Origin of the sequence: Sphingobacterium sp. UBA7038, from assembly GCF_002494055.1 — a bacterium.
GTDB classification, from domain to species: domain Bacteria; phylum Bacteroidota; class Bacteroidia; order Sphingobacteriales; family Sphingobacteriaceae; genus Sphingobacterium; species Sphingobacterium multivorum.
On record NZ_DLAV01000015.1, the window covers coordinates 302,135 to 325,152 of the forward strand.

At 39.3% G+C, this 23,018-nt stretch carries 22 protein-coding genes; 15 read left to right on the forward strand and 7 right to left on the reverse strand.

The genetic code is table 11. The annotated features are described in order from the left end of the window. The first annotated feature begins 29 nt into the window (after positions 1-29). The 4 genes from B3H30_RS10360 (at position 30) to infB (ending at position 6,008) form a co-directional block, all read left to right on the forward strand. A complete protein-coding gene (locus tag B3H30_RS10360) occupies positions 30-806 on the forward strand; it encodes an XRE family transcriptional regulator (protein WP_070567758.1) in 777 nt (258 codons plus the stop codon). A 237-nt stretch (positions 807-1,043) separates the two neighbouring features. Then, on the forward strand, positions 1,044-1,508 hold the full coding sequence (rimP, locus tag B3H30_RS10365) for a ribosome assembly cofactor RimP (RefSeq protein WP_070567756.1): 465 nt from the start codon (positions 1,044-1,046) through the stop codon (positions 1,506-1,508). A 5-nt stretch (positions 1,509-1,513) separates the two neighbouring features. Beyond that, a complete protein-coding gene (gene nusA, locus B3H30_RS10370) occupies positions 1,514-2,755 on the forward strand; it encodes a transcription termination factor NusA (RefSeq protein WP_070567754.1) in 1,242 nt (413 codons plus the stop codon). Positions 2,756-2,858: 103 nt separating this feature from the next. Further along, positions 2,859-6,008: a translation initiation factor IF-2 gene (infB, locus tag B3H30_RS10375; protein WP_070567751.1), complete on the forward strand. Its 3,150-nt coding sequence runs from the start codon at positions 2,859-2,861 to the stop codon at positions 6,006-6,008. Between the two features lie 64 nt (positions 6,009-6,072). On the opposite strand, the gene B3H30_RS10380 is transcribed toward infB, so the two are convergent. From B3H30_RS10380 to B3H30_RS10395, 4 genes are all read right to left on the reverse strand, one after another. Further along, positions 6,073-6,465 carry a VOC family protein gene (locus B3H30_RS10380; RefSeq protein ID WP_070567749.1) on the reverse strand — a complete coding sequence of 131 codons (393 nt, stop codon included), beginning with the start codon at positions 6,463-6,465 and terminating at the stop codon, positions 6,073-6,075. An 89-nt stretch (positions 6,466-6,554) separates the two neighbouring features. Beyond that, the gene (locus B3H30_RS10385; RefSeq protein WP_070567747.1) at positions 6,555-7,616 is read right to left on the reverse strand and encodes an NADH:flavin oxidoreductase/NADH oxidase; all 1,062 of its coding nucleotides are present in this window, start codon (positions 7,614-7,616) and stop codon (positions 6,555-6,557) included. A gap of 120 nt (positions 7,617-7,736) precedes the next feature. Next, positions 7,737-8,453 (reverse strand): 3-ketoacyl-ACP reductase, encoded by a 717-nt coding sequence (locus B3H30_RS10390; protein WP_070567745.1) that lies wholly within the window; start codon positions 8,451-8,453, stop codon positions 7,737-7,739. Positions 8,454-8,511: 58 nt separating this feature from the next. Continuing rightward, entirely contained in the window at positions 8,512-9,099 is a 588-nt protein-coding gene (locus B3H30_RS10395; RefSeq protein WP_236560231.1) for an NUDIX domain-containing protein, read from the reverse strand. A 22-nt stretch (positions 9,100-9,121) separates the two neighbouring features. On the opposite strand from B3H30_RS10395, the gene pyrE reads away from it, so the two are divergent. Continuing rightward, entirely contained in the window at positions 9,122-9,772 is a 651-nt protein-coding gene (gene pyrE / locus B3H30_RS10400; protein WP_070567741.1) for an orotate phosphoribosyltransferase, read from the forward strand. Positions 9,773-9,791: 19 nt separating this feature from the next. After that, entirely contained in the window at positions 9,792-10,190 is a 399-nt protein-coding gene (locus B3H30_RS10405; RefSeq protein ID WP_070567739.1) for an SRPBCC family protein, read from the forward strand. Between the two features lie 53 nt (positions 10,191-10,243). Here the strand turns inward: B3H30_RS10405 and B3H30_RS10410 are convergent, their stop codons facing one another. Next, complete coding sequence (locus B3H30_RS10410) at positions 10,244-10,960, reverse strand: superoxide dismutase (RefSeq protein ID WP_070567737.1); 717 nt, start codon at positions 10,958-10,960, stop codon at positions 10,244-10,246. Positions 10,961-11,221: 261 nt separating this feature from the next. Between B3H30_RS10410 and B3H30_RS10415 the strand changes: the two genes are divergently transcribed. Together B3H30_RS10415 and B3H30_RS10420 are read left to right on the forward strand one after the other, a co-directional pair. Next, positions 11,222-12,268: a ferredoxin--NADP reductase gene (locus tag B3H30_RS10415; RefSeq protein WP_070567735.1), complete on the forward strand. Its 1,047-nt coding sequence runs from the start codon at positions 11,222-11,224 to the stop codon at positions 12,266-12,268. Between the two features lie 122 nt (positions 12,269-12,390). Then, positions 12,391-14,319, forward strand: coding sequence for an acetoacetate--CoA ligase (locus tag B3H30_RS10420; protein ID WP_286709868.1), 1,929 nt, complete (start codon positions 12,391-12,393; stop codon positions 14,317-14,319). Between the two features lie 86 nt (positions 14,320-14,405). Here the strand turns inward: B3H30_RS10420 and B3H30_RS10425 are convergent, their stop codons facing one another. Beyond that, positions 14,406-16,013 (reverse strand): acyl-CoA carboxylase subunit beta, encoded by a 1,608-nt coding sequence (locus B3H30_RS10425; RefSeq protein ID WP_070567731.1) that lies wholly within the window; start codon positions 16,011-16,013, stop codon positions 14,406-14,408. Positions 16,014-16,166: 153 nt separating this feature from the next. Here B3H30_RS10425 and B3H30_RS10430 point away from each other — a divergent pair, with 153 nt between their 5' ends. The 3 genes from B3H30_RS10430 to B3H30_RS10440 are packed head-to-tail and all read left to right on the forward strand — an operon-like array spanning position 16,167 to position 18,949. Beyond that, on the forward strand, positions 16,167-17,315 hold the full coding sequence (locus B3H30_RS10430) for an acyl-CoA dehydrogenase family protein (RefSeq protein WP_070567729.1): 1,149 nt from the start codon (positions 16,167-16,169) through the stop codon (positions 17,313-17,315). 3 nt (positions 17,316-17,318) lie between these two features. Then, positions 17,319-18,161 (forward strand): hydroxymethylglutaryl-CoA lyase, encoded by an 843-nt coding sequence (locus B3H30_RS10435; protein WP_112376131.1) that lies wholly within the window; start codon positions 17,319-17,321, stop codon positions 18,159-18,161. 11 nt (positions 18,162-18,172) lie between these two features. Next, positions 18,173-18,949 (forward strand): enoyl-CoA hydratase/isomerase family protein, encoded by a 777-nt coding sequence (locus B3H30_RS10440; protein ID WP_070567727.1) that lies wholly within the window; start codon positions 18,173-18,175, stop codon positions 18,947-18,949. On the opposite strand, the gene B3H30_RS10445 is transcribed toward B3H30_RS10440, so the two are convergent. Next, positions 18,950-19,426, reverse strand: a complete 477-nt coding sequence (locus tag B3H30_RS10445) for a hypothetical protein (RefSeq protein ID WP_083296033.1) — start codon at positions 19,424-19,426, stop codon at positions 18,950-18,952. A 720-nt stretch (positions 19,427-20,146) separates the two neighbouring features. Between B3H30_RS10445 and B3H30_RS10450 the strand changes: the two genes are divergently transcribed. Genes B3H30_RS10450 through B3H30_RS10465 form a run of 4 tightly spaced genes read left to right on the forward strand, consistent with a single transcriptional unit; the run spans position 20,147 to position 23,018 of the window. Continuing rightward, positions 20,147-20,998, forward strand: a complete 852-nt coding sequence (locus B3H30_RS10450; protein WP_070567725.1) for an ATP-binding cassette domain-containing protein — start codon at positions 20,147-20,149, stop codon at positions 20,996-20,998. Further along, positions 20,982-21,791 (forward strand): hypothetical protein, encoded by an 810-nt coding sequence (locus B3H30_RS10455; protein ID WP_139145036.1) that lies wholly within the window; start codon positions 20,982-20,984, stop codon positions 21,789-21,791. Before B3H30_RS10450 ends, B3H30_RS10455 begins: the two co-directional genes overlap by 17 nt. Position 21,792: 1 nt before the next feature. Then, positions 21,793-22,176 (forward strand): GntR family transcriptional regulator, encoded by a 384-nt coding sequence (locus tag B3H30_RS10460; RefSeq protein WP_070567719.1) that lies wholly within the window; start codon positions 21,793-21,795, stop codon positions 22,174-22,176. Next, positions 22,173-23,018: a hypothetical protein gene (locus B3H30_RS10465; RefSeq protein WP_070567717.1), complete on the forward strand. Its 846-nt coding sequence runs from the start codon at positions 22,173-22,175 to the stop codon at positions 23,016-23,018. The genes B3H30_RS10460 and B3H30_RS10465 overlap by 4 nt, the downstream gene beginning before the upstream one ends.

Genomic DNA, 23,018 nt, shown 5'->3' on the forward strand with positions numbered 1-23,018 from the left:
TTTGCAAAATATTTTTTTGAAAAAATAATATGTCAAATATTTCGTCCAATCTGAAATTCCTTCGAAAAGGAAAAAAAATCACCCAGCAACAATTTGCTGATCTTATGGAAATTAAGCGTGCGTCTGTCGGTGCATACGAGGAAGATCGAGCAGAGCCTAAATATGAGTTATTAAAGAAGATTGCCGAATTCTATGGTTTGACTATGGATGAGTTGGCAAACGATGTTATTGATGACAAATGGAAGCCGGTTCCTAAAAGCAATGCCTCAAATTTAAGGGTGCTTAGTGTGACTGTGGATGCAGATGATCGTGAAAATATCGAACTTGTTCCGGTTAAGGCTAGTGCGGGGTATTTAAATGGATATGGTGATCCAGAATATGTTGCTGAGTTGCCAAAGTTTTCGCTACCTATGTTTGGTCAGGGGACATTTCGTGCTTTTGAAATAAAAGGGGATTCGATGTTGCCTTTACCTTCTGGTTCTATTATTGTGGCCGAATACGTAGAAAATTGGCATGATATTAAACCAGGAAGTACCTATATTGTCGTGTCGAAAGAAGATGGTGTGGTGTATAAACGCGTTGCTTTTAAATTTAAAGAGGATAAAGGTTTGAAGCTTGTTTCTGATAATAAGACCTATGAGCCTTATTGGGTAGAGACTGCTGATATTCTTGAAGTGTGGAAGGCTAAGGCTTTTATCAGTACACAGCTGCCCGAACCTACTCCGGAGCCAACCATAGAAACCCTGACAAGCATGATGGCGCAAATGCAGAAGACGATTAATGCAGTGGTGGATGGTTCTAAATAGTGGAGAATTATCTACGTATTTTTATTATTTAGTCACGCTGTGAAGATGATTGCAAGGACTGAGGAGCGATCGATAGCTTATTTTTATAGGGACTGTAGGTATATTGAATATAAAAACAATCTATCTAAGTTTGTTTTTTATTTTATAAAATGCTATATTTGCATATCTGAAAGGAAGGGGGCTCGTATTGCCCCCTTTTTTTAATTCAATTAATTTAGCATTTCTAGAAACAGAACAATGCAGCATATAGAAAAGAGAGTTATTGAACTCATCGCGGAAAAAATTGCAGATCGCGAGGATTTGTTTATCGTCAGTGTGAAGATGCGCCCAAATAAAATTCTCGAGATTCTTTTGGACGGAGATAATGGTGTGAATATTGATGATTGCGCACAGGTGAGCCGTCATGTTGGTTTCCACTTGGAGGAGGAAAATGTAGTTGATGATGCTTACCGTTTAGAGGTTTCATCTCCAGGTATTGATGCTAATTTTGTTAATATCCGACAGTATCAAAAGAATATAGGTCGTACAGTTCAGGTAAAGTTGAACGATAATACAAAAGTTGAAGGTACATTATTGACCGTAGACGAGATGAAGATCAATGTTCTTCAAAAGATAAAAGAAAAAGGTAAAAAAGCACAAGAGGTAGAAAAAGAACTTCCTTTTGATCAAATAAAAGCAACAAAAGTGGTAATTTCATTTTAATAATAATGAGTAACAGCAACATCAATCTGATAGACTCTTTTCAAGAGTTTAAGGAGTTTAAGAATATCGATAGACCTACTGTTATTACAGTATTGGAAGAGGTTTTTCGTAGTATGATCCGTCGTCGTTTTGGTACGGATGAAAATGTGGATGTTATCGTGAATCCAGATAACGGAGATTTGGAGATTTGGAGGACGCGTGTCGTTGTTGAAGATGAGTTTTCAGAAGATGATGACCTTGAAATCGAATTAGCGGAAGCTAGAAAGCATGATGAAGATTTGGAAGTAGGTGATGATTTTATTGAACAGATCACATTGGAAAGCTTTGGTCGTCGTGCAATTTTAGCGGCACGTCAGACGCTTGTATCTAAGGTTTTGGAATTGGAAAAAGACGAGGTCTTTAAGAAATATAAAGATAGAGAAGGAGAGTTGGTCATTGGTGAGGTCTATCAGATTTGGAAAAAGGAGATCTTGGTATTGGATGAGGACGGGAATGAATTAATTCTTCCTAAATCAGAGCAAATCCCAGCTGACTATTTCAAAAAGGGAGATGGCATTCGCGCAGTTGTGCATAAAGTAGATATGATGAATAATAATCCGAAGATTATTATTTCACGTACTGCACCTGCGTTCTTACAACGTTTATTTGAACTTGAGGTTCCTGAGATTTTCGATGGTTTGATTACGATCAAGAAAATCGTTCGTGAGCCAGGGGAAAGAGCAAAGGTTGCTGTTGAGTCTTATGACGATCGTATTGATCCTGTAGGAGCTTGTGTTGGTATGAAGGGGTCTCGTATTCATGGTATCGTTCGTGAGCTGCGTAATGAGAATATTGATGTAATTAATTTTACAACAAATCATTCGTTGTACATCGCTCGTGCTTTGAGCCCTGCAAGAATTAGCTCAATCAAAATCGATGAAGAAAATAAGACTGCGGCTGTATATTTAAAATCGGATCAAGTTTCTTTAGCCATTGGACGTGGGGGACATAATATTAAATTGGCTGGTAAATTGACTGGTTATGAAATAGATGTTTATCGCGAAAATGACGAGTTTGATGAAGATGTCGATATCGAAGAATTCAGCGATGAGATTGAAAGCTGGGTTATTGATGAATTGAAGCGTGTCGGCTTGGATTCAGCGAAGTCGGTGTTGTCTCTTAGCGAGGAAGAGCTGGTTAGACGTACCGATTTGGAAGAGGATACTGTTCGTGAGATTGTACGTATTTTACAAGCTGAATTTGAATAAAATTCAGCTCGTTAATTTTTTTCTATCTAACATTCGGAATAAATTGTTTATGGATGGAAAAAAACATATTTTTGTAATTATATTAAAATAGTTTATATTATAGATGACTGAAGGAAAAGGAACAAACTTGCTTAAAGCAGCAAAGGAACTCAACATCGGGATACATACCGCCGTGGAATGTTTAGTGAAAAAAGGATATGATGTAGAAGCAAAGCCTAACACTAAATTGAGCGGAGAGATGTATGGTGTGCTGTTAAAAGAGTTTCAGGGAGACAAATCACTGAAAGATGAAGCTAAACAAATTGTGATTGGCAAAATTCGTCGTGAGGAGTCGCCGTCCTCTTCTCCTAAGGAATCATCTAAGAATGAGGATTTCGAAGATCATGATGAATCCAAGGAAATCTTGGTCAAGAATACAGTAGAAATCCCTTCTGTTAAGGAAACTACTCCTGCAAAAGTGGAGGAGCCCGTTCATCAAGGTGGTATGAAGGTGGTTGGTAAGATTGATCTTGACGCATTGAATAGAGGCGGAAGTAAGGTCAAGAAGGAAGAACCTGTTAAGGAGGAACCAAAAACCATTAAAGAAACGCCTGTAGAGGCTAAAGCTGAAGCTAAGGTGGAAGAAAAGAAGGAAGCCGAAGTCAAAGCGCCTATTGTTGAAGCGAAAAAAGAAGAACCAAAGGTTATTGAAAAGAAGCCGGAAGTTGTTGTACCAAAAGCTGAAATAGAAAAACCCGAAGTAAATAAAACTGAAGTAAAAGCAACTCCGGTTGTAGAGACAAAAACTGAACCTGTGAAGGTAGAAGACAAGAAAAAAGAAGAAACAGCGCCGAAAGCTGTGCCAGTAACTCCAATAGTGGAGCCTGCGAAAAAACAAGGAGATGAAATTATTTCTGCTCGTGCGGAAAGATTGACAGGTCCTAAAGTCATTGGTAAAATTGAATTACCATCTGCTAGACCTTCCCACAAACCAGTGGCTTCATCTTCAAATGCTGGAAATAATAATGAGAAACGTAAGCGTAAGCGTACGAATCCAAATGGTCCAGTAAACCCAAATGCGGGGCAAGGTCAAGGTCATAATAATCAAAACCGTGGACCGCGCGATGGTAACAATCCCAACAACCGGGACCAACAAGGAGGTAACCGAGGTGGGAATCATGGCCCTAACAACAACCCGAACAATCGTCAAGGGCAAAACAACAACCAACACCCAGGTAGACCGGGACAAGGAGGTAACAACCAACACTCAGGTAGACCAGGACAAGGTACGAGACCGCAACACGGTAATCGTTTTGACAATAGAGGTAAGGGAAGACCTGTTGAGAATAAGGAAGAACCTACTGAAAAGGAAATCCAAGATCAAATCAAAGCAACACTTGCTCGTTTGAGTGGTGCAGGTAAATCTGGTAAATTTGCGCAACGTGCCAAATTGAGACGTCAGAAACGTGATGATGTTGCTCAACATGCGGAAGAAGCTGCAATGGAGCAAGAAATGATGGCAAAAGTATTGCGTGTTACAGAGTTCGTAACTGCAAACGAATTAGCTAATTTGATGGACGTTCAGGTAACCCAAATTATTGCAACTTGTATGAGTTTGGGTATGTTCGTGTCAATTAATCAGCGTTTAGATGCGGAAACTTTAACCATTGTAGCGGATGAATTTGGTTATCAGGTAGAGTTTATCAAACCTGAGGATGAGGAGACTGCTGAATTGGAGGAACCGGATACAGAAGAGAACTTGATTTCAAGAGCGCCTATTGTAACGGTCATGGGACACGTCGACCATGGTAAGACCTCTTTACTGGATTATATCCGTAAGGCGAACGTTACTTCTGGTGAGGCGGGTGGTATCACCCAACATATCGGTGCATACGCGGTGAAATTGGAGGATGGTCGGAAGATCACTTTCTTGGATACTCCTGGTCACGAGGCTTTTACAGCGATGCGTGCCCGTGGTGCCAAAGTAACAGATATTGTTATTATTGTTATCGCAGCTGACGACGCCGTCATGCCGCAAACAAAAGAAGCGATCAACCACGCGCAGGCAGCAGGAGTTCCAATCGTATTTGCATTTACTAAAGTAGATAAACCGGGAGCAAATCCTGATAGAATCCGTGAGCAGCTTTCTGCGATGAATATCTTAGTTGAAGACTGGGGCGGTAAGTTCCAAGCGCAAGAGATTTCAGCAAAAACGGGGGAAAATGTTGACCTATTATTAGAGAAAGTTCTATTGGAAGCTGAGATGTTAGATCTAAAAGCTGATCCGAAAAAACGTGCTGTTGGTTCAGTAATTGAAGCAGCTTTGGATAAAGGTCGTGGTATCGTGACAACGGTGTTGATACAAAGTGGTACATTACGTGTTGGAGACCCTATTTTAGCGGGATCGCATTCAGGTAAGGTGAAGGCTTTGACTAATGAAAGAGGTGAACGTGTTAAAGAGGCGGGACCTTCTGTTCCAGTGCAAATCTTGGGTATGGCCGGCGCACCAACAGCAGGGGATAAGCTTTATGTTCTTGAAAGCGAGTCTGAAGCTAGAACTGTAGCTAACAAACGTCTTCAGTTACAACGCGAGCAAGGCATGCGTGCAACTAAACATATTACCTTGGATGAAATCGGTCGTCGTTTGGCTATCGGTAACTTTAAAGAACTTAATATTATCGTTAAAGGTGATGTGGACGGTTCTATTGAAGCATTATCAGATTCATTATTGAAATTGTCTACTGACGAAATTCAGGTTAATATCATTCACAAATCAGTGGGTGCAATCTCTGAATCAGATGTATTGTTAGCTTCTGCTTCCGATGCGATTATCATAGGTTTCCAAGTACGTCCAACACAAAACGCACGTAAGTTGGCAGAGAACGAGCAAATTGATGTACGTTTATATTCGATCATCTATGATGCGATTGATGAAATCAAATCTGCGATGGAGGGTATGTTGGCGCCGAAATTTGAAGAGAAAATCGTTGCTGAGGTTGAAATCAGAGAAACCTTCAAAATTTCTAAAGTGGGTACGATTGCCGGATGTATGGTTAAAGAAGGTAAGATCAATAGAAATAATGATATCCGCATAATCAGAGATGGTGTTGTAATTCATACTGGTAAACTGGCATCGTTGAAACGTTTTAAAGACGATGTGAAAGAAGTTTCAATGGGTTATGAATGTGGTTTGAATATTGACCGTTTCAACGATATTCAAGTAGGAGATATTGTTGAAGCTTACGAACAAGTTGAAGTGAAACGTAAATTGTAATCACTTAGTGGTACACTAATAAAACAGAAAGCGGCATTGATTTTAATCAATGCCGCTTTCTGTTTTAACGTTCGTATAGTTCTATTGGAACCTGATCAGGATCAAAGAAGAATGTAAAGCGTTTATTTGTTAACTCGTCTATTCTGATCCCTTCATGTGATACACCTGCTTTTTCGAGCTTATTTAATTCGATGTCGAGATTATCGACTTCGAATGCAAGATGTCTTAAACCGGCAGCTTCTGGAAAGCTGAGCCGATTAGGCGGTGATGGGAACGAAAAAAGTTCTATAATGTAATGATCGTTGAGTTTGAGGTCCAGTTTGTAAGAATCACGTTCCGCACGATAATATTCTCTAGCAATCTCCAGGCCCAGTATGCCCGTGTAGAATTTCTTTGAACGTTCATAATTGCTACAGATAATGGCAATATGATGTATCTTGTTGAGGTTTAATTTCATCTTTAAATACTTATCTCATGGCATTTGTTATATCTTTTGTCCGTTTAGGATATGGAGCATATACAGACTATTTTACCATGTCTCTCCTATTATTTTGCTCTTTCATATTGTTTAGGCCAAGGAACTTCAGCGTCTAATTCTTTGGCAAAATGTAATGGAAGGTGTGGATCATCAAGAAATCCCCGTGCGATTAAGATTAAATCTGCTTGCTTTCGCGTAATGATCTCGGATGCTTCAATAGCAGTTTTAATTAAACCTACAGTGGCAACGTTATTCTTGGTATTCTCCTTAATAGCGGTGGCGAAAGGGAGCTGATATGCTGGTCCTACATCTATTTTTTGATAGGAGACCAATCCTCCACTTGAAACATCAATCAGGTCTACCCCCAATGCATATAGCTGTTGTGATAAGGCTATGGATTGCTTTAAGTCCCAGCCGGCTTCGGCCCAGTCAGTTGCTGAAATACGTACCCATAAACTTTGGCTTGTTATTTCTTGTTTTACTCTTTTCACAATTTCAATAAGAAAGCGTATTCTATTTTCAAAGATCCCGCCGAAAGTGTCTTTTCGTAAGTTGCTCAGTGGTGAAAGAAATTGATGGATCAGATATCCATGTGCTGCATGGAGTTCAATAATTTCATAGCCGGCTTGGATTGCTCTTTTCGTCGCTGTTCCAAATTGTTCAATCAGATTTTCAATGGCGGAAACATCAAGTTCCTGTGGTTCATAATCTCCTGCATGGAAAGCTATTGCAGATGGAGCAACTGTTTGCCAGCCCTGAGGGTCCGTTGGTGAAAATTGATTCCTGCCAAGCCAAGGTTTATTGCTGCTTGCTTTGCGGCCTGCATGGGCAAGTTGTATGCCAGGTATGGAATTATTTGCTTTAATGAACTCGGTTATTTCTTTTAATTTTTCGATATGCTGGTCGTCCCATAAACCAAGGTCTCCATCACTGATTCGACCGTCAGGGCTAACTGCTGTTGCTTCTTGTATTACTGCTGCAGCTCCGCCGATTGCAAATTGGCCCAAATGAACCAAATGCCAGTTATTTGCAAAACCATCTTTTGCCGAGTATTGACACATTGGGGATACAACCAAACGATTTTTCAATTGTAAATTTCCGATGTTTACTGATGAAAATAATTGACTCATAATTGCTTGTTTATAGAAGATAGGAGCAATGAAAGCTCCTATCTTAATCAATTTCTTTGTATCATAAAAGAAAGCTATTAAAAGGGCTGTATTTGACCCTGATGAATAGCTATTCGATTATTAGGGATTTGTAGACCATAAAGAAGCTGATTTTAACATGGCTCTTCTTGGTAGTTTTAAATTAGCAATGATCAGCTCCGCGAAATCTTCAGGCTGAAGAACTTTTTCTGGATCACCATCGGTAAGTCCAAGATCTTTGGACATATCCGAGGCAATCGTACTAGGCATAAGTGTACATACCCGAATATTGTTTTTCCGTACTTCCCGCATTAAAGAATCGGCGAAGCCGATGACGCCAAACTTCGATGCACTATAAGCGGAAGTGGTGGCTGCGCCATTTAATCCGGCAGTCGAAGATACCATTATGATATCGCCTTGATTTTTTTCAATCAGTTGCGGAAGAATAGTTTTTGTAACAAAATATGTACCCAGGAGATTCGTTTGAATGATCGATGTCCAATCGGCAACATCCATGTCGAGCACAGTGGAAAACGATGCTACTCCCGCATTGTTAACTAATATGTCAAAGCTACCGAAGGTATTTTTCAATCGCTCGATCTCCTCCTGTACTGCACTATAATTTGATACGTCAAAGACGGCATAAGTGACCTCAGTGCCCAGCTCGGCAAGTTCCGTGGCCGTATCCTTTAAAGCAGCTTCATTTCTACCGGTAATCGCGATATGAACACCTTCTTTCGCTAATGCATAGGCAATCGCTTTCCCCAATCCTCGCGCACCACCCGTAATTAAGGCTCTTTTTCCTGTTATATTTTCCATAATATAAAAATAGGCATGATCTTTTTTATTCCTGTCAGATGATCCTAAGAAAGGCAATTTATTTTGCCTTTTTTAGGATATTTTCGATAATGGGGTAAGTATTGTTGCGTATGTCTTCAAATTGGTCCACATGACGCCATTCTGCTTTTGTGATATCTTCTGCAGTTTGCGGAATCAATTTAGGGACTTTGTTGACTCCCATTTCATACCAGTTCGTTGCTTTTAAGACGAATTCTCCATTTCGCAAAAAATAGGTATGGTATGATGTGGTGATTTTTTTTCCTAAGTAGTTGATTTTGATGCCACATTCCTCTTCAACTTCGCGTACAGCTGCTTCCCGCATTTTTTCATTTTCTTCCACTTTACCTTTCGGAAGATCCCATTTTCCTAATCGGTAGATAAAAAGATAGTCTCCATCACCATTTTTCACCAGCCCACCTGCAGCTTTAATGAGCTTAATTTTATTTTTTAAGTTTTGAAATACGGTTTCAAAATCCTTGTTGATGTAGAGATATGTTTTTGGAACTTTATCAATTTCAGATTGTTTGAAAAGTTTTTGGAGGTCAATCTCTTGAAAACTAATTGTTTGTGGGTTTTTGATTTTCGATGGAACAAAATCTGCTAAAATTAGCACGGTTTCGTTCATATAAATTTTATAAATTTGCGCCATGAATAATTTAAATGAGGTTGAACAAAAAGTTGCTGAATCCTTATTGCAAATTAAAGCAATAAAATTGCAACCTAAAAGTCCTTTTACATGGGCGTCGGGTTGGAAGTCTCCAATTTACTGTGATAACCGTATCACTTTATCTCATCCTGCGATTCGTACATACATTCGTCAAAAGCTTTCTAAGCTTATTCAAGAAGAGTTTGGATCAGTGGATATGATTTCTGGAGTTGCTACGGCAGGTATTCCACAAGGCGTTTTGGTAGCACAAGATTTGGGACTACCATTTTCTTATGTCAGAAGCTCAGCTAAGGATCATGGTCGTCAGAATTTAATTGAAGGTGAAGTAGTTAGCGGTCAACGCGTAGTTGTAATTGAAGATCTAATTTCGACAGGTAAGAGTAGTTTAGTGGCTGTAAAGGCGTTACGTGAGGCTGGCTGCAATGTTGTTGGCTTGGTGTCTATTTTTACTTATGGATTGCAACAAGCTACTGATAATTTTGCTGATGCAAAATGTCCTTATTTCAGTCTATGTAATTATGATGCTTTGATTCAGGTCGCTGCTGAAAATAGTTATGTATTGGAAGAGGATATTGAGATCTTGAAAAAGTGGCGATTGAACCCGGCTACTTGGGGCGACAATTTTCAATAAAGAGGATTAATTTATCGTTATGACTACTATTCAGAATACAACAGAAATCAACAAAAATGTCGGCGAGGTGTATGCGTTTTTGGCGGATCTCAACAATCATGAGCAGTTGATGCCTGAAAATATCTACAATTGGTCTTCGACTACGGACGAGGCGCGATTTACAATACAGAATATGGCAAAATTGGCTCTTCGCGTAGAAGAGCGTGTTGAGAATCATCTTATTAAGTTGACTCCTTTAGAGAAGGCACCTTTTGACGTAACTCTTCGTTGGGAATTGCAAGTTATTGCTGATACAGTGACAAAGGCAACCTTTATCATAGATGCTGATCTCAACATGATGATGAAAATGATCGCTTCTGGGCCGCTTCAAAAATTGGTTGACTTTCAGGTCAACAAATTAAAAGAAAAGCTAGGGTAGGTTGGTTCATAGCGAATATAAAAAAAGCTCGATTAGTAATAATCGAGCTTTTTTTATGCTAGTCTTTCATTGACTTTTTTCCAATTCACAATATTCCACCAATTTTTAATATAATCAGCTCTTTTGTTTTTATAGTGCAGGTAATAAGCATGCTCCCATACATCAAGACCTAAAATGGGAATACCTTTTACCTCTGCAACATCCATTAAAGGATTGTCTTGGTTTGGAGTAGAGCTAATTTTTAAGTTACCTGAGTCATCCAAAAGCAACCAGGCCCATCCCGAACCGAATCGTGAGGTTGCTGCAGCGGCAAACTGTTCTTTGAATTTGTCTAGAGAACCAAATGTCTTATTGATCATAGTCAATAATTTTTCGGATGGCTGGCTCGGCTTATCGGACAGACTTTCCCAAAAAAAGTTATGGTTCCAGGCTCCTCCAGCATTATTCCTTGCTTTTGGAGAGTACTTAGATATGTTTGCTAGAAGTTGCTCCTCTGAGGCTTCCTTGATGTTTTCAGCAAGAATGGCTTCGTTAACGGCATTAATATAGGCCATATGGTGCTTTGTATAATGGATTTCCATCGTCAACGCATCAATATTAGGCTCCAAAGCGGCATAACTGAATGGTAATTTTACTTGGGAAAACTTTAAGGTAGCGGCATGTAATTCAGTAGCTTTCGCGGAAGCAATATCTTGTAATATTGATCCAGATACAGCGATGCCTAGCGTAGCTTTTGCTGCATTTTGAAGGAAGTTTCTGCGTGTTTGCATATAATCTTATTGTGATTAGTTTTGATATAAATATAACGTGAAATTTTGCAAATATTGTCCAAGAATTGTCTGTTAATTGTAATACAACAAAATTGTTATAAATTCATCTGTAGAGCAGCATACTTTGTTTCGAATTTTGATGTACGGTAATTTTGCTACCCCTAATTTCTATTGTTTTAAAGGCATTTCATGGCAGTTATAGGACAGGTTGGCTAAAGAATTATAATTGTTTATAAAATCAAATTTAGCTAAGTTTGATCTATGTATACATTAAGGATTTCAAAAATCATCCCCCAACCTAATAATAACCTTACTTTTCAGCTTGAGTCTATAGCAGGAGACTATCCTTCCTATAAAGCTGGGCAGTTTATTACGCTTTCTTTTGTGTTTGGTGACCGTGAGGTACGTCGTTCTTATTCTTTTAATAGTTCGCCGGATAATAATGAGCCCTTAAGCATCACTGTTAAGCGTGTCGAAAATGGGGAAATATCTCGACTGCTCCACCATACTATTGTGGAGGGGGATATCGTCAACGCGATGGAACCTCAGGGTTTGTTTGTATATGAACCTGAACCGGAAAAGATTCGGACCTTATTTTTGTTTGCTGCTGGAATTGGCATCACACCCTTGTACGCTATTCTCAAAACAGCGCTTCTTGCGGAAAGTAAGTCTAAAATAGTGTTAATTTACAGTAATAGTACGCTGGAATTAACACCGTTTCGATCCGAATTGGAGGGTTGGGCAGACCGATTTCCTGATCGTTTAACAATTGTGTGGATTTACTCCAATAGTAAAAACTTGATGAAGGCCAGGTTGAATAGAGATTATATACATGCTATTGTTAACGATCATTTGTTTGGAAATAAGGAAGATGCCTTGTTTTATACCTGCGGTCCTGTGATTTATATGGATCTATGTCGTTTTACCCTTTTGGGGATGGGATTTGATTCCAATCAGATAAAACGAGAGACATTTCTATTGCCCCAAAATGAAGAGGATGATGATGACGAGACCGAAAAGGAAGTTGATACAACGACCTATGCTATCGAATTATATTTTCAAGGTAAAACCTATAATCTTGAAGTGCCATATAACAAATCTATTTTGGACATCGGGCTGGAACATAAAATTAAGTTGCCGTATTCTTGTAAATCCGGTATGTGTAGTACCTGTATTTCACAGTGTACAAGAGGTAAAGTAAGAATGGATTATAATGAGGTTTTAACAGATCGCGAAGTTGAACAAGGAAGGATACTTTTGTGCACGGGGCATCCGGTAGAAATGAATACGGCTATTGAAGTATTATAATTTAACATCTGTATTTAATCCGAAAATACAGTGTGTTGTTATAGGGCGTTATAGCTATTTAAAATTGCATATACACGTAAATTTACCTAAGTTTGAATATAACCGTTTTATAGCTAACTATTATGGGAAAATTACTCTGGAGCCCAACAGAAGAGCAAAAATCTCTAGCTGAGATCAATAAGTTTAAACAATATGTGGAGAATGAGCATGGCTTATTCTTTCCATCCTATCAGGACCTTTGGGCATGGTCAACGACGGAACTGGCTAATTTTTGGAAGAGTATAGCCGCCTATTTTAATTTAAAATTTCATTCAGCTCCTACAAACATTGTCGAGTTACCGGCAGATTCCACAAGCTTTATTGGGACAAAGTGGTTTAGTGGGGCTACTTTGAATTATGCTGAACACGTATTTCGGAACACAACGGAAAAGCGTCCTGCATTAATCTTTCAATCTGAACAGCATGCTAAAAGAGAGGTGTCATGGACTGAGTTGGAATCCATGGTTCTCAAACTCCAAGTCTATTTGAAAGAATTAGGTGTACAAAGTGGAGATCGTGTAGCTGGTGTATTGATTAATGGCATCGAAGCAGTTGCGTTATTTTTGGCTGCTAATTCCATCGGTGCGGTTTGGTCCTGTTGTTCGCCCGACTTTGGGGAGGCAAGTATTCAGGAACGTTTTGAGCAGATTGAACCCAAAGTACTCTTCGCAAATTCCAGTTATTACTATAATGGACGTCTTTTTGAAAAGGCGGAAAGTATTCAGCAACTTTCGCAGCGGCTACCATCATTAGTGGCTTGTGTTTTGATTGATGATCCTATTTGGGAAGAGATTCTGAAAAAGGATCTTACACAAGTTAAGCTCCAATTTACGGCAATGCCTTTTGATGCTCCAATATGGATTTTGTATTCTTCGGGAACTACCGGGAAGCCTAAAGCCATTACACATGGAGTTGGTGGTATGCTGCTGGAACATATGAAAGCACTTGGACTGCATCAAAATGTGCAAGACGGCGATCGATTTATGTGGTATTCTACTACAGGATGGATGATGTGGAATTATGCGCTTTCGGCCCTTTTAATGGGAAATACATTGTGTATATATGATGGAGCTACGAATTATCCCGACAAATTGAGTTTATGGAGGTTTGCACAAGAAAGTAAGGTGGATCATTTTGGCGTTGGGGCTGCTTATCTCATCTCCTGTCAAGATCAAGATTTAAAATCCATGGCTTATCAGCCGAAAACAATAGGGTCAACAGGCTCACCACTTCCGCCAGATGTGTTTGAATGGCTAAATGTACAGTTTCCAAAAAGTCAAATTGTCTCATTAAGTGGTGGTACAGACGTTTGCAGCGCCTTTCTTTCGGGGTGCACTTTGCGTGATGTTTATGCAGGAGAGATTCAATGCCGCACCTTAGGAGCTAAGATAGAAGCATTTGATGAGAATGGTCATCCACTTTATGGGGAGGTTGGAGAACTCGTTATTTTAGCTCCCATGCCCTGCATGCCCATCTATTTTTGGAACGATGGGGCGAATAAAAAATACTTCGATAGTTATTTTGATAAATATAGCGGTGTTTGGAGTCATGGTGACTGGATTAAGATTACTGACCATGATGGAGTAATTATGTACGGGCGTTCAGATGCAACTCTGAACCGTGGCGGCGTACGTATTGGTACTGCGGAGATCTATAATGTTTTAAATAGAACCGAGGGGGTCTTGGATAGTTTGGTTATTTGCGTAGATCATGAAAATGGATCATCTGATATGTTGCTTTTTGTTCAATTGGACACTGGCTTATTGAATGACATGTTAAAAAGTGAGATTAAACGGGTGCTTCGGCTGCAATATAGTCCGCGACATGTGCCTGACGATATTTTTCAAGTAGCGGCTATTCCTTATACGTTAAGCGGCAAAAAACTGGAGCTGCCTATTAAGAAAATCTTTTCGGGGATACCCGTAGAAAAAGCGGTGTCAGTAGACATTATGCGGAATCGAGAATCTTTGTTGGACTTTGAAGCGATTAGCAAAATCTGGAGAAGATCCTAAATATAGCTATAAAATAGCTAATTTAAAAACCCCTCAGATGACGAAGTTTGCCGTTTGAGGGGTTTTCGAATTTAACTTTACTCCACTCAGACCTGTATAACACCTACATTATACCGGTCTAAGATAGGTTTTTCGTTGGCAGCTTCAATTCCCATGCTGATAACTTTTCGTGTTTCTTCAGGTGCTATAATTCCATCAACCCATAGTCTCGCAGCAGCGTAATATGGGCTCAATTGCTCGTTGTACCGGTCTTCGATGGATTTAAGGAGGTCGTTTTTCTCTTCTTCATTAATTTCTTGACCTTTGGCCTTTAAAGCTGATTCTTGGATTTGAAACAGTGTTTTGCCTGCTGCGGCACCGCTCATGACTGCCATTTGGGCGGTAGGCCAAGCGTAGATTAGTCGTGGGTCATACGCTTTTCCACACATTGCATAATTTCCTGCGCCATAACTGTTTCCGACAATAAATGTAAATTTTGGGACTACGGAGTTGGCCATTGCATTGACCATTTTTGCGCCGTCTTTGATAATCCCCCCTTGTTCAGATCGGCTCCCTACCATAAAACCAGTGACGTCCTGAAAAAAAACAAGTGGAATGCGCTGCTGGTTGCAATTCATGATGAAGCGCGCCGCCTTATCTGCTGAATCACTATAGATAACCCCGCCCATCTGCATTTCCATGGTGTTGCCAGGTTTTTTGGCTTTAATGATCTCGCGTTGATTAGCAACGATCCCGACAGCCCAGCCATCTATGCGGGCGAGGCCGCATACAATGGTTTTTCCATAATCTGGCTTGTATTCTTCTAAAGTCTCTGCGTCTACAATTGCATTCAGGATATCCTGCATGCGATAAGGTTTTGTCCTGTCTTCGGGAAGAATCTCTACTATTTTACTCGGATCAGTTTTTGGGGGTAGGCTTATCTTTCTGTCGAAATTAGCTTTTAGATTTCCACCGATTTTATCGATAACATTTTTTATAGCATCTAAACAACTTTGGTCGTCGGGAAATTTATTGTCTGTTACGCCGGATATCTCCGAATGGGTAGAAGCTCCGCCGAGTGTTTCTGCATCTACAGTTTCACCTATCGCAGATTTGACCAAGTAAGGGCCTGCTAAAAATACAGATCCCGTTCCTTCGACGATAAAGGCGTAGTCGGACATAATAGGTAAATAAGCGCCACCTGCTACGCAACTTCCCATAATTGCTGCAATTTGAGGTATTCCCATGGAGGACATTCGGGCATTGTTACGGAATATACGTCCAAAATGTTCTTTGTCCGGAAAGATTTCATCTTGTAGCGGTAAAAATACACCGGCGGAATCTACTAAATAGATAATTGGCAAGTTGTTTTCCATAGCAATTTCTTGTGCGCGTAGATTTTTCTTGGCAGAAATTGGGAACCATGCCCCAGCTTTGACAGTCGCGTCGTTGGAGACAATGACGCATAGTTTGGATTTTACATAACCCAGTACCGCTGCGCATCCTGCGTTTATGCATCCACCATGTTCTTTGTACATTCCTTCGCCGGCAAACATGCCTATTTCAAGATACTCACGGTCTGGGTCCAGTAGATATTCTATTCTTTCCCAGGCTGACATTTTGCCTTTTTCTTTCAGTTTTTTTATTTTATCGATGCCGCCACCGAATTTTAAATTTTCTCTTTTTTGGCGAAGTAATGCGAGTAGCTCCTTCATAATTTATAATCTTGGTTTTAAAAACTGTTAAATTAAGAATTTCTTATTTTTAGATAAATTTAAAATAAAATTTTAAAATATTTGCAATTTTATTCCTAAATATTTTGATATATTTGAATTGAATTACCGATTGTAAATTTAATATTCATGCTTATGTTTATTGAAAATAAACAACAAATGGATATGATCAGACAAAGTGCACGAGATTTTGCACAGTATCATATCAAACCTTATGTGATGGAATGGGACGAAGCCCAAATATTTCCAATAGAAGTTTTTAAAAAGTTAGGCGAACACGGTTTTATGGGAGTAATCGTTCCTGAAGAATATGGCGGATCAGGGCTCGGGTATCAGGAATACATTACCGTTTTGGATGAAATCTCCAAGGTATGTGGTTCAATCGGACTTTCTGTGGCGGCGCATAATTCCTTGTGCACAAATCATATATTAAGCTTTGCCAGTGAAGAACAGAAGAAACGTTATCTTCCAAAGTTGGCGACAGCTGAATGGATCGGTGCCTGGGGGCTTACAGAAACCGGTTCCGGTTCTGACGCCGGTGGAATGACGACATTTGCGGAGAGAGATGGTGATCATTACGTGTTAAATGGTTCTAAAAATTTTATCACGCATGCCATCAGTTCTAGTGTTGCTGTCGTTATTGCACGAACTGGGGCTAAGGGGGATAAAAAAGGGATGTCGGCTTTCATTGTTGAGAAAGGTACACCTGGATTTACTGCGGGAAAGAAAGAAAATAAATTGGGGATGCGTGCCTCAGAAACTGCCTGTCTTTTTTTTGATAATTGTCGGATTCATCGGGATCAACTCATCGGTGAGGAAGGACAGGGCTTTGTACAGGCTTTAAAATTATTGGATGGCGGACGTATTTCGATTGCGGCACTTTCTTTGGGTATTGCCCGCGGAGCTTACGAGTGTGCGCTGAAATATGCACACGAGCGTGAGCAATTTGGGAAAAAGATTTACGAATTTCAGGCAGTTTCTTTTGCACTTGCAGATATGGCTACACAAGTAGAGGCAAGCGAATTGTTAACGAGGCAGGCGGGCTATTTAAAGGATCATGGGGACCGTGTTTCTAAAATTGGAGCGATGGCTAAACTTTATGCGTCGGAGGCTGCTGTTAGTGTCTCGAATGAATCTGTGCAGATCTTTGGTGGTTATGGATTTACAAAGGACTATCCTGCCGAGAAGTTTTTTAGAGATGCTAAACTATGTACCATAGGTGAAGGGACTTCAAGTATTCAGAAAATGGTGATCGCCAGAGAGATTGAGAAAGATATTTTATAGCATATGATGAGGGATCAAGTTGTATTGGTTGATTGCCCAAGAGACGCTGTTCAAGGGCTTCATAACTTTATTGAGACAGATAAGAAAATTAAACATATCAATACGTTAATCGAAAGTGAGCTGTTTGATGTTATTGATTTTGGATCTTTCGTTTCGCCGAAAGCAGTTCCGCAGTTGGCGGATACAAAAGCAGTCCTGGAAGGAATCAGAAAGAATGAAAAAGTGAAGTTATTGGCGATTGTCGCCAATCTTCGGGGAGTAGAAGAAGCCGTTCTAGAGGAAAAAATCGACTTTTTAGGGTATCCATTTTCAATATCGGAAACATTTCAACGTCGAAATACCAATATGGGCTTGGCGGCTTCTTATCAGCAAGTAAAAGAAATGAAACTTTTGGCAGACGCTAATCATAAATCTTTAGTTATTTATATTAGCATGGCTTTTGGGAACCCATACAAGGATCCGTGGTCCCCACTTTTGGTAGAAGAATGGATTGGGAAATTATACGATCTGGGTATCCGGGAATTTTCTTTGGCAGACACAACTTCAGAAGCCGATGCGAATCAGATTTCAGCATTATTCACTTTTGTTAAAGCCAGTTTTCCAAAACTGGAAATAGGTGCACATTTTCATGCGAGGCAAGCGGAGAGTCTTGCTAAGATTGAAGCCGCTTATCTCGCAGGTTGCCGTAAATTTGAAGGCGCATTGCTTGGTTATGGCGGTTGTCCATTTGCAAAAGATGATTTGGTTGGCAATATACCTTCAGAACTCTTGTTGCGTTATTTTGGACGAGGAACTGATGCTGAAATACTCGGATTGGAGCATAGCTTCAGGCAAATGATTTTGTAGGGATTTTTGAGATGGAAAAACTGAATTTTATAAAGGTGCACGTTGAGCAGCATGTGTTCAATTTGACGCTAGCTCGTTCGGATAAAAGAAATGCTTTTAGTCCGACTATGGTGAACGAAATTGCCTATGCATTGAATCTGGCGAATAGCAATCCCGATATTCGTTTAGTACAAATAGAGGCTGAAGGTCCGGTGTTCTGTGCGGGTATGGATCTTAAAGCTTTTGAGGATCCTACAGTAGATATTGGTAATCCGGCAATTCCAAAGGTTGAAAAGTCTTTGGCAGAAATATTTGCCTGTTTAGATAAGCCTTCAATCTGTGTTGTTAGGGGAGATGTTATTGCAGGTGGTTTTTTGATTGCATTATCTTGCACTTATTTGTTTGCACTGCCACATGTACGTTTTTCTTTGCCAGAAGTAAAAATCGGACTCTTTCCATTTCAGGTGTTGGCCTTGCTAATGGAATATATGCCTGAAAGAAAAGCGATGGATCTTTGTATCAGGGGAGATTCTTTTTCTGCGGGAGATGCGCTGGATAAGGGTATTCTGTCCGGAATTTTGGATGTTGAAGAAACTGCCTTGGTTGAATTGAGAGAAACTATTCTTAAAAATGCTCCTTTGGCTATATCGAGAGGTTTTGTTGCACTGCGAAGGCTAAAAGAGCAAGATTATGATGATAAGTATAACTTTCTCTTAGAGAGCTTGGCAGATTTGCGTAAAACCAATGATTTCAAGGAGGGAATGGATGCCATGCGTAATAAAAGAAAAGCCAACTGGAAAAATAGCTAATTAAAATGATCGAAAACTCGGTCTGCTTGTCAAGGGAGAGAATTCCCAAGGAATAGAACTAAGGATAATCAGTAAAGCTAGTCCAAACCAGATTAATAATGTTTTAAAACGTCGATCGTTTGTATCGGCGTTTTTGCTTTTATGGGCACCCAATGTCAGGCAAATTGCAGCCATAATCATCATGCTACTGTGCTCCATACTGAAGAAGCGAATTTGCCTCAGGTGGACTGCTTCGTCGAAATGTCGTAGGAAGTACTGTGTGATGGGGCTCAGTATATAGAGATTAATACCTAAAACTAGCTGAATATAGAAAGAAATAACCGTGGTTTTTACAAGAAATTGATCGATAGGGGAGAATAGAAGCTGCTGTTTTTTCTTATAAAAAAAGGTTGAAAGACTAATTGCTAGTATAATCAGTACTTCCCATCTCCATAAAGAATGCATCGCTAGAATGAAGGGATAAATGTAATTCATCATGAAAACAAAGATGGTAATAAAATAGATTTAAAGCTATTTTAAACTATACCAGCTTATAGAATAGATGCTGGTTTTTCATTAATTGTCTACGTCTTCTGATCAAAGGACTTGTATTTATATGTATTTTTACTTTATATAAGTACTTTATTGTTTTGGTTATTAGGTTGCTTTGTGTTGTTTTTAACTCTTGGTTAATGCTGTTGTTATGTGTAATTTGCCGTTTATCTATCAGGCGGAGAATAACGATTAGCTGGACCAAATAGGCCGTCCAAATGATCGAGAACGAAGGTATTCGCTTGTGAATAACTAATGATCGTCTGTATGCTTTATTTTTAGTTGTTTTTAGCCTCTCTGAGGTGATGTTTGTCATTCCCGAAGGGTTTGTGTGGTTTTGATTTGTTTTAGCTGAGAATGCGGCTATTTCGGGTTTTTGAAGGTGGTTGCGATTTGCGTGTTGTTTTTAAGGATAATGCACATCGATAAAAATGATGTTTTATTCGATTACGAATTTCATAATTTATTATAATAACAATTTGTTTATCATTGCATTATGTTTATTACATAGATTGAGTGTTTATGTTGTCCTATGCCCGATTGGCGCTATTAAAATAAAGTAATGCCTGAGCGTAAGCAAAGCCCTGCCTGTATTTTTTTAAAATATTTTTGGAATTATATAAAATTCGTTTCTATATTAGTGTATTAATTAAATAATACAGTAGTATGGTTACTATCCAAAATCTAAATTTCAGCTATAGTAAATCAAGGCCACTCTTTCTTCATATGGATCTTGAATTGAAGCAGGGGCATATCTATGGCTTGTTGGGGAAGAATGGTGCTGGTAAATCAACTTTGCTTAAGAATATTGCCGGTTTGGTATATCCTGTTTCGGGGCGAGTTGATGTGCTGGGGCATAACCCTAATCGAAGGGAACCTTCCTTGTTAAGAGAGATTAGTTTTATTCCGGAAGAGTTTTATCTCCCTGCCGTAAAATCGGAACAGTTTCTGAAGGCTAATGCAGGGTTCTACCCCAACTTCGATCAGGTATATTTCGATCAGCTTATTCGTGAGTTCGATATTCCTATTGAGCAAAAATTAGCAAACATGAGTTATGGACAGAAAAAGAAATATATTATTTCTTTCGGTTTAGCGTCTAACACGAAAGTGATCATCATGGATGAGCCAACGAATGGTTTGGATATTCCTTCTAAGGTTCAGTTTCGAAAGATCATGGCTTCTGCCATTACTGACGATCGATGTGTAATTATCTCCACACATCAGGTGCGTGATCTGGATAATCTTATTGATGCTGTTATTCTGCTTGATGATCATAAGGTTGCACTCAATGCTCCGATGCATGTGATTACTGATCGTTTATGCTTTAAAAAAGTAAGAGAATTGCCTTTGGATACACTCTATTCCGAAGAAGGAGTAGGCGGTTTTAATGTTATTCTCCCAAACTCGGTGGTAGAAGATTCGAAACTGGATTTGGAGTTGTTATTTAATGCTGTGTTACAGTGCAAGGAAAAAATTACGGACCTTATTAAACTTGATGAATATGTCAAATCTATTTAATGCTACGCGTTTTTTTGGACTGATTCGAAGACAATGGATTGGTTTTGGACGAATTTATCTGATGTCAATAGGGATTATTGCCGGGGTAATTTTTGGTTTTTATGCGGTTAATTTGGGGTCAAATTATGATGACATCAAAAAGAATACTGTTTATTCGTTGCTAAATTTCAGAGCACCGTTGTTTTGTATCTTGGGACTCTTTTTTGTAACGGTTATCTCGAGCAGTTATTTTGCTGATTTAGGGAAAAAGACCCGGGCGATTTTTGAGCTGATGATTCCGGCGTCACAATTGGAAAAGTTTCTGGTCAGCTTATTCTATACGGTTGTCGTGAGTATTGGTTCATACTTATTGGTCTTTTATTTGATCGATCTGGCATTTGTTTCTTATTTGAGGAGCGTTGGTTCTGTGGTTGTAAATGAAGTGCAGCCATCAGGGGAGACGGTCAGTGTGGATCTATGGCAGTACTTTTTCAAGATTCAATACCCTGAACCGGCTTATTATTTTTGTTTTATACCAATTCTTCTAAATGCAATTTTCTTACTTGGTGGGATCGTCTACCAAAACTATCAATATGTAAAGACGGCTATTTTTCTTGTGCTTTACTGTGTTGTTTGGATGTGTCTTTTTGTTTACTTAATGAAGACTCAGACCCAGGATACCGTAGGTACAATGGATAATAACTATTGGTCTGATTCAAATCATATTTTTGCATTGATCGGCGCTGTAGGAGTGTTACTTACCATAATGATTTGGGCGGTTGCTTTTTTAAGGTTAAAAGAAAAGGAGATTTAATATGGAGTTCAATGCAAATAAAGCCATTTACCTTCAGATTGCTGAGTATGTATGTGATCATATTTTGCTAGCGACCTGGAAAGTGGATGAAAAACTCCCCTCAGTAAGGGAATTGGCAGTTCAGATGGAGGTTAACCCCAATACTGTTATGCGGACCTACGATATGTTGCAGCAGAAAGAAATTATAGCCAATAAGCGCGGGATCGGTTTTTTTCTGACACAAGAATCGGTGAAGAATGTGAAGTTATATAGAAAGGCAATTTTTCTAGAAGAAGATCTTCCCTTGTTTTTTCGTAATATTTATTTATTGGAAATCGGTCTGGATGAGTTAGAGCAACGTTATAGACGGTTTGTAAGTCAGAATTTTAATCAAAATGAGTCATGAAATTAAGTACAAAAATAATAATGGGATTAGCAATAGGCTTATTCGCGGTTCCGATGCTTGTCGCGTCCTACCTTGTTCGTATAAATCGAGTGGATGCGAAAAAATATAATGCTGATGTTGAGCAGGAGGTATCTAAGCCAGGTGCGAAGGATGTTTATTACCGGTCGTTCCCCTTGGCAGCTTTCGATAAGCTTTATATTGTAGGTGCCAATGCAAGCGGTGTAGGGTTGTACTGGGTGAAAAGCGATAAGTTTATGGTTAAAGTTAATAAAAGTCAAGCCGACTTTGTGAAAGCGAATGTTGATCAATCTGGCAATCTTACCTTAGATCTTTTATCAGGAGGAGAGGGGTTTTATAAGTCAATCTATATTTTTTCACCTGATCTTAAGGTTTTAAAATTAAAAAATGCGGGTATTAACGAGTTGTCGGCCAAGTTGAACGAGTTGACTGTTGTAGGTGATAGCGTTGAGGTATTTTCCCTTGCGGAGAAATCCGTTATAAATACGTTGAACCTGAACCTGACAAATTCCACTATTGATGATCTTGGCGGGACGGACAGTAAGGGGAATTCTCTTGTTGGTCGTTTATTTGTTAACACGACGAATAGTGTTTTGGGACTTCCGCGTACGAATTATCAAAGTGCAGATATTGTGGCAAACAATTCAGAAGTTTATTTCAATAGGAAAGGACCTGAAGCCAAAGTTGGTCTTCTGAATATCAAAACTGAAGGGAAATCATCTGTCCGTTTAGATAGTTTGCAATGGGGAACATTGAACGGGAATCTATCCAATGATACTAAAATAGATTTGCCTGTCCATGCATTGCGATCATTGATTAAGTAA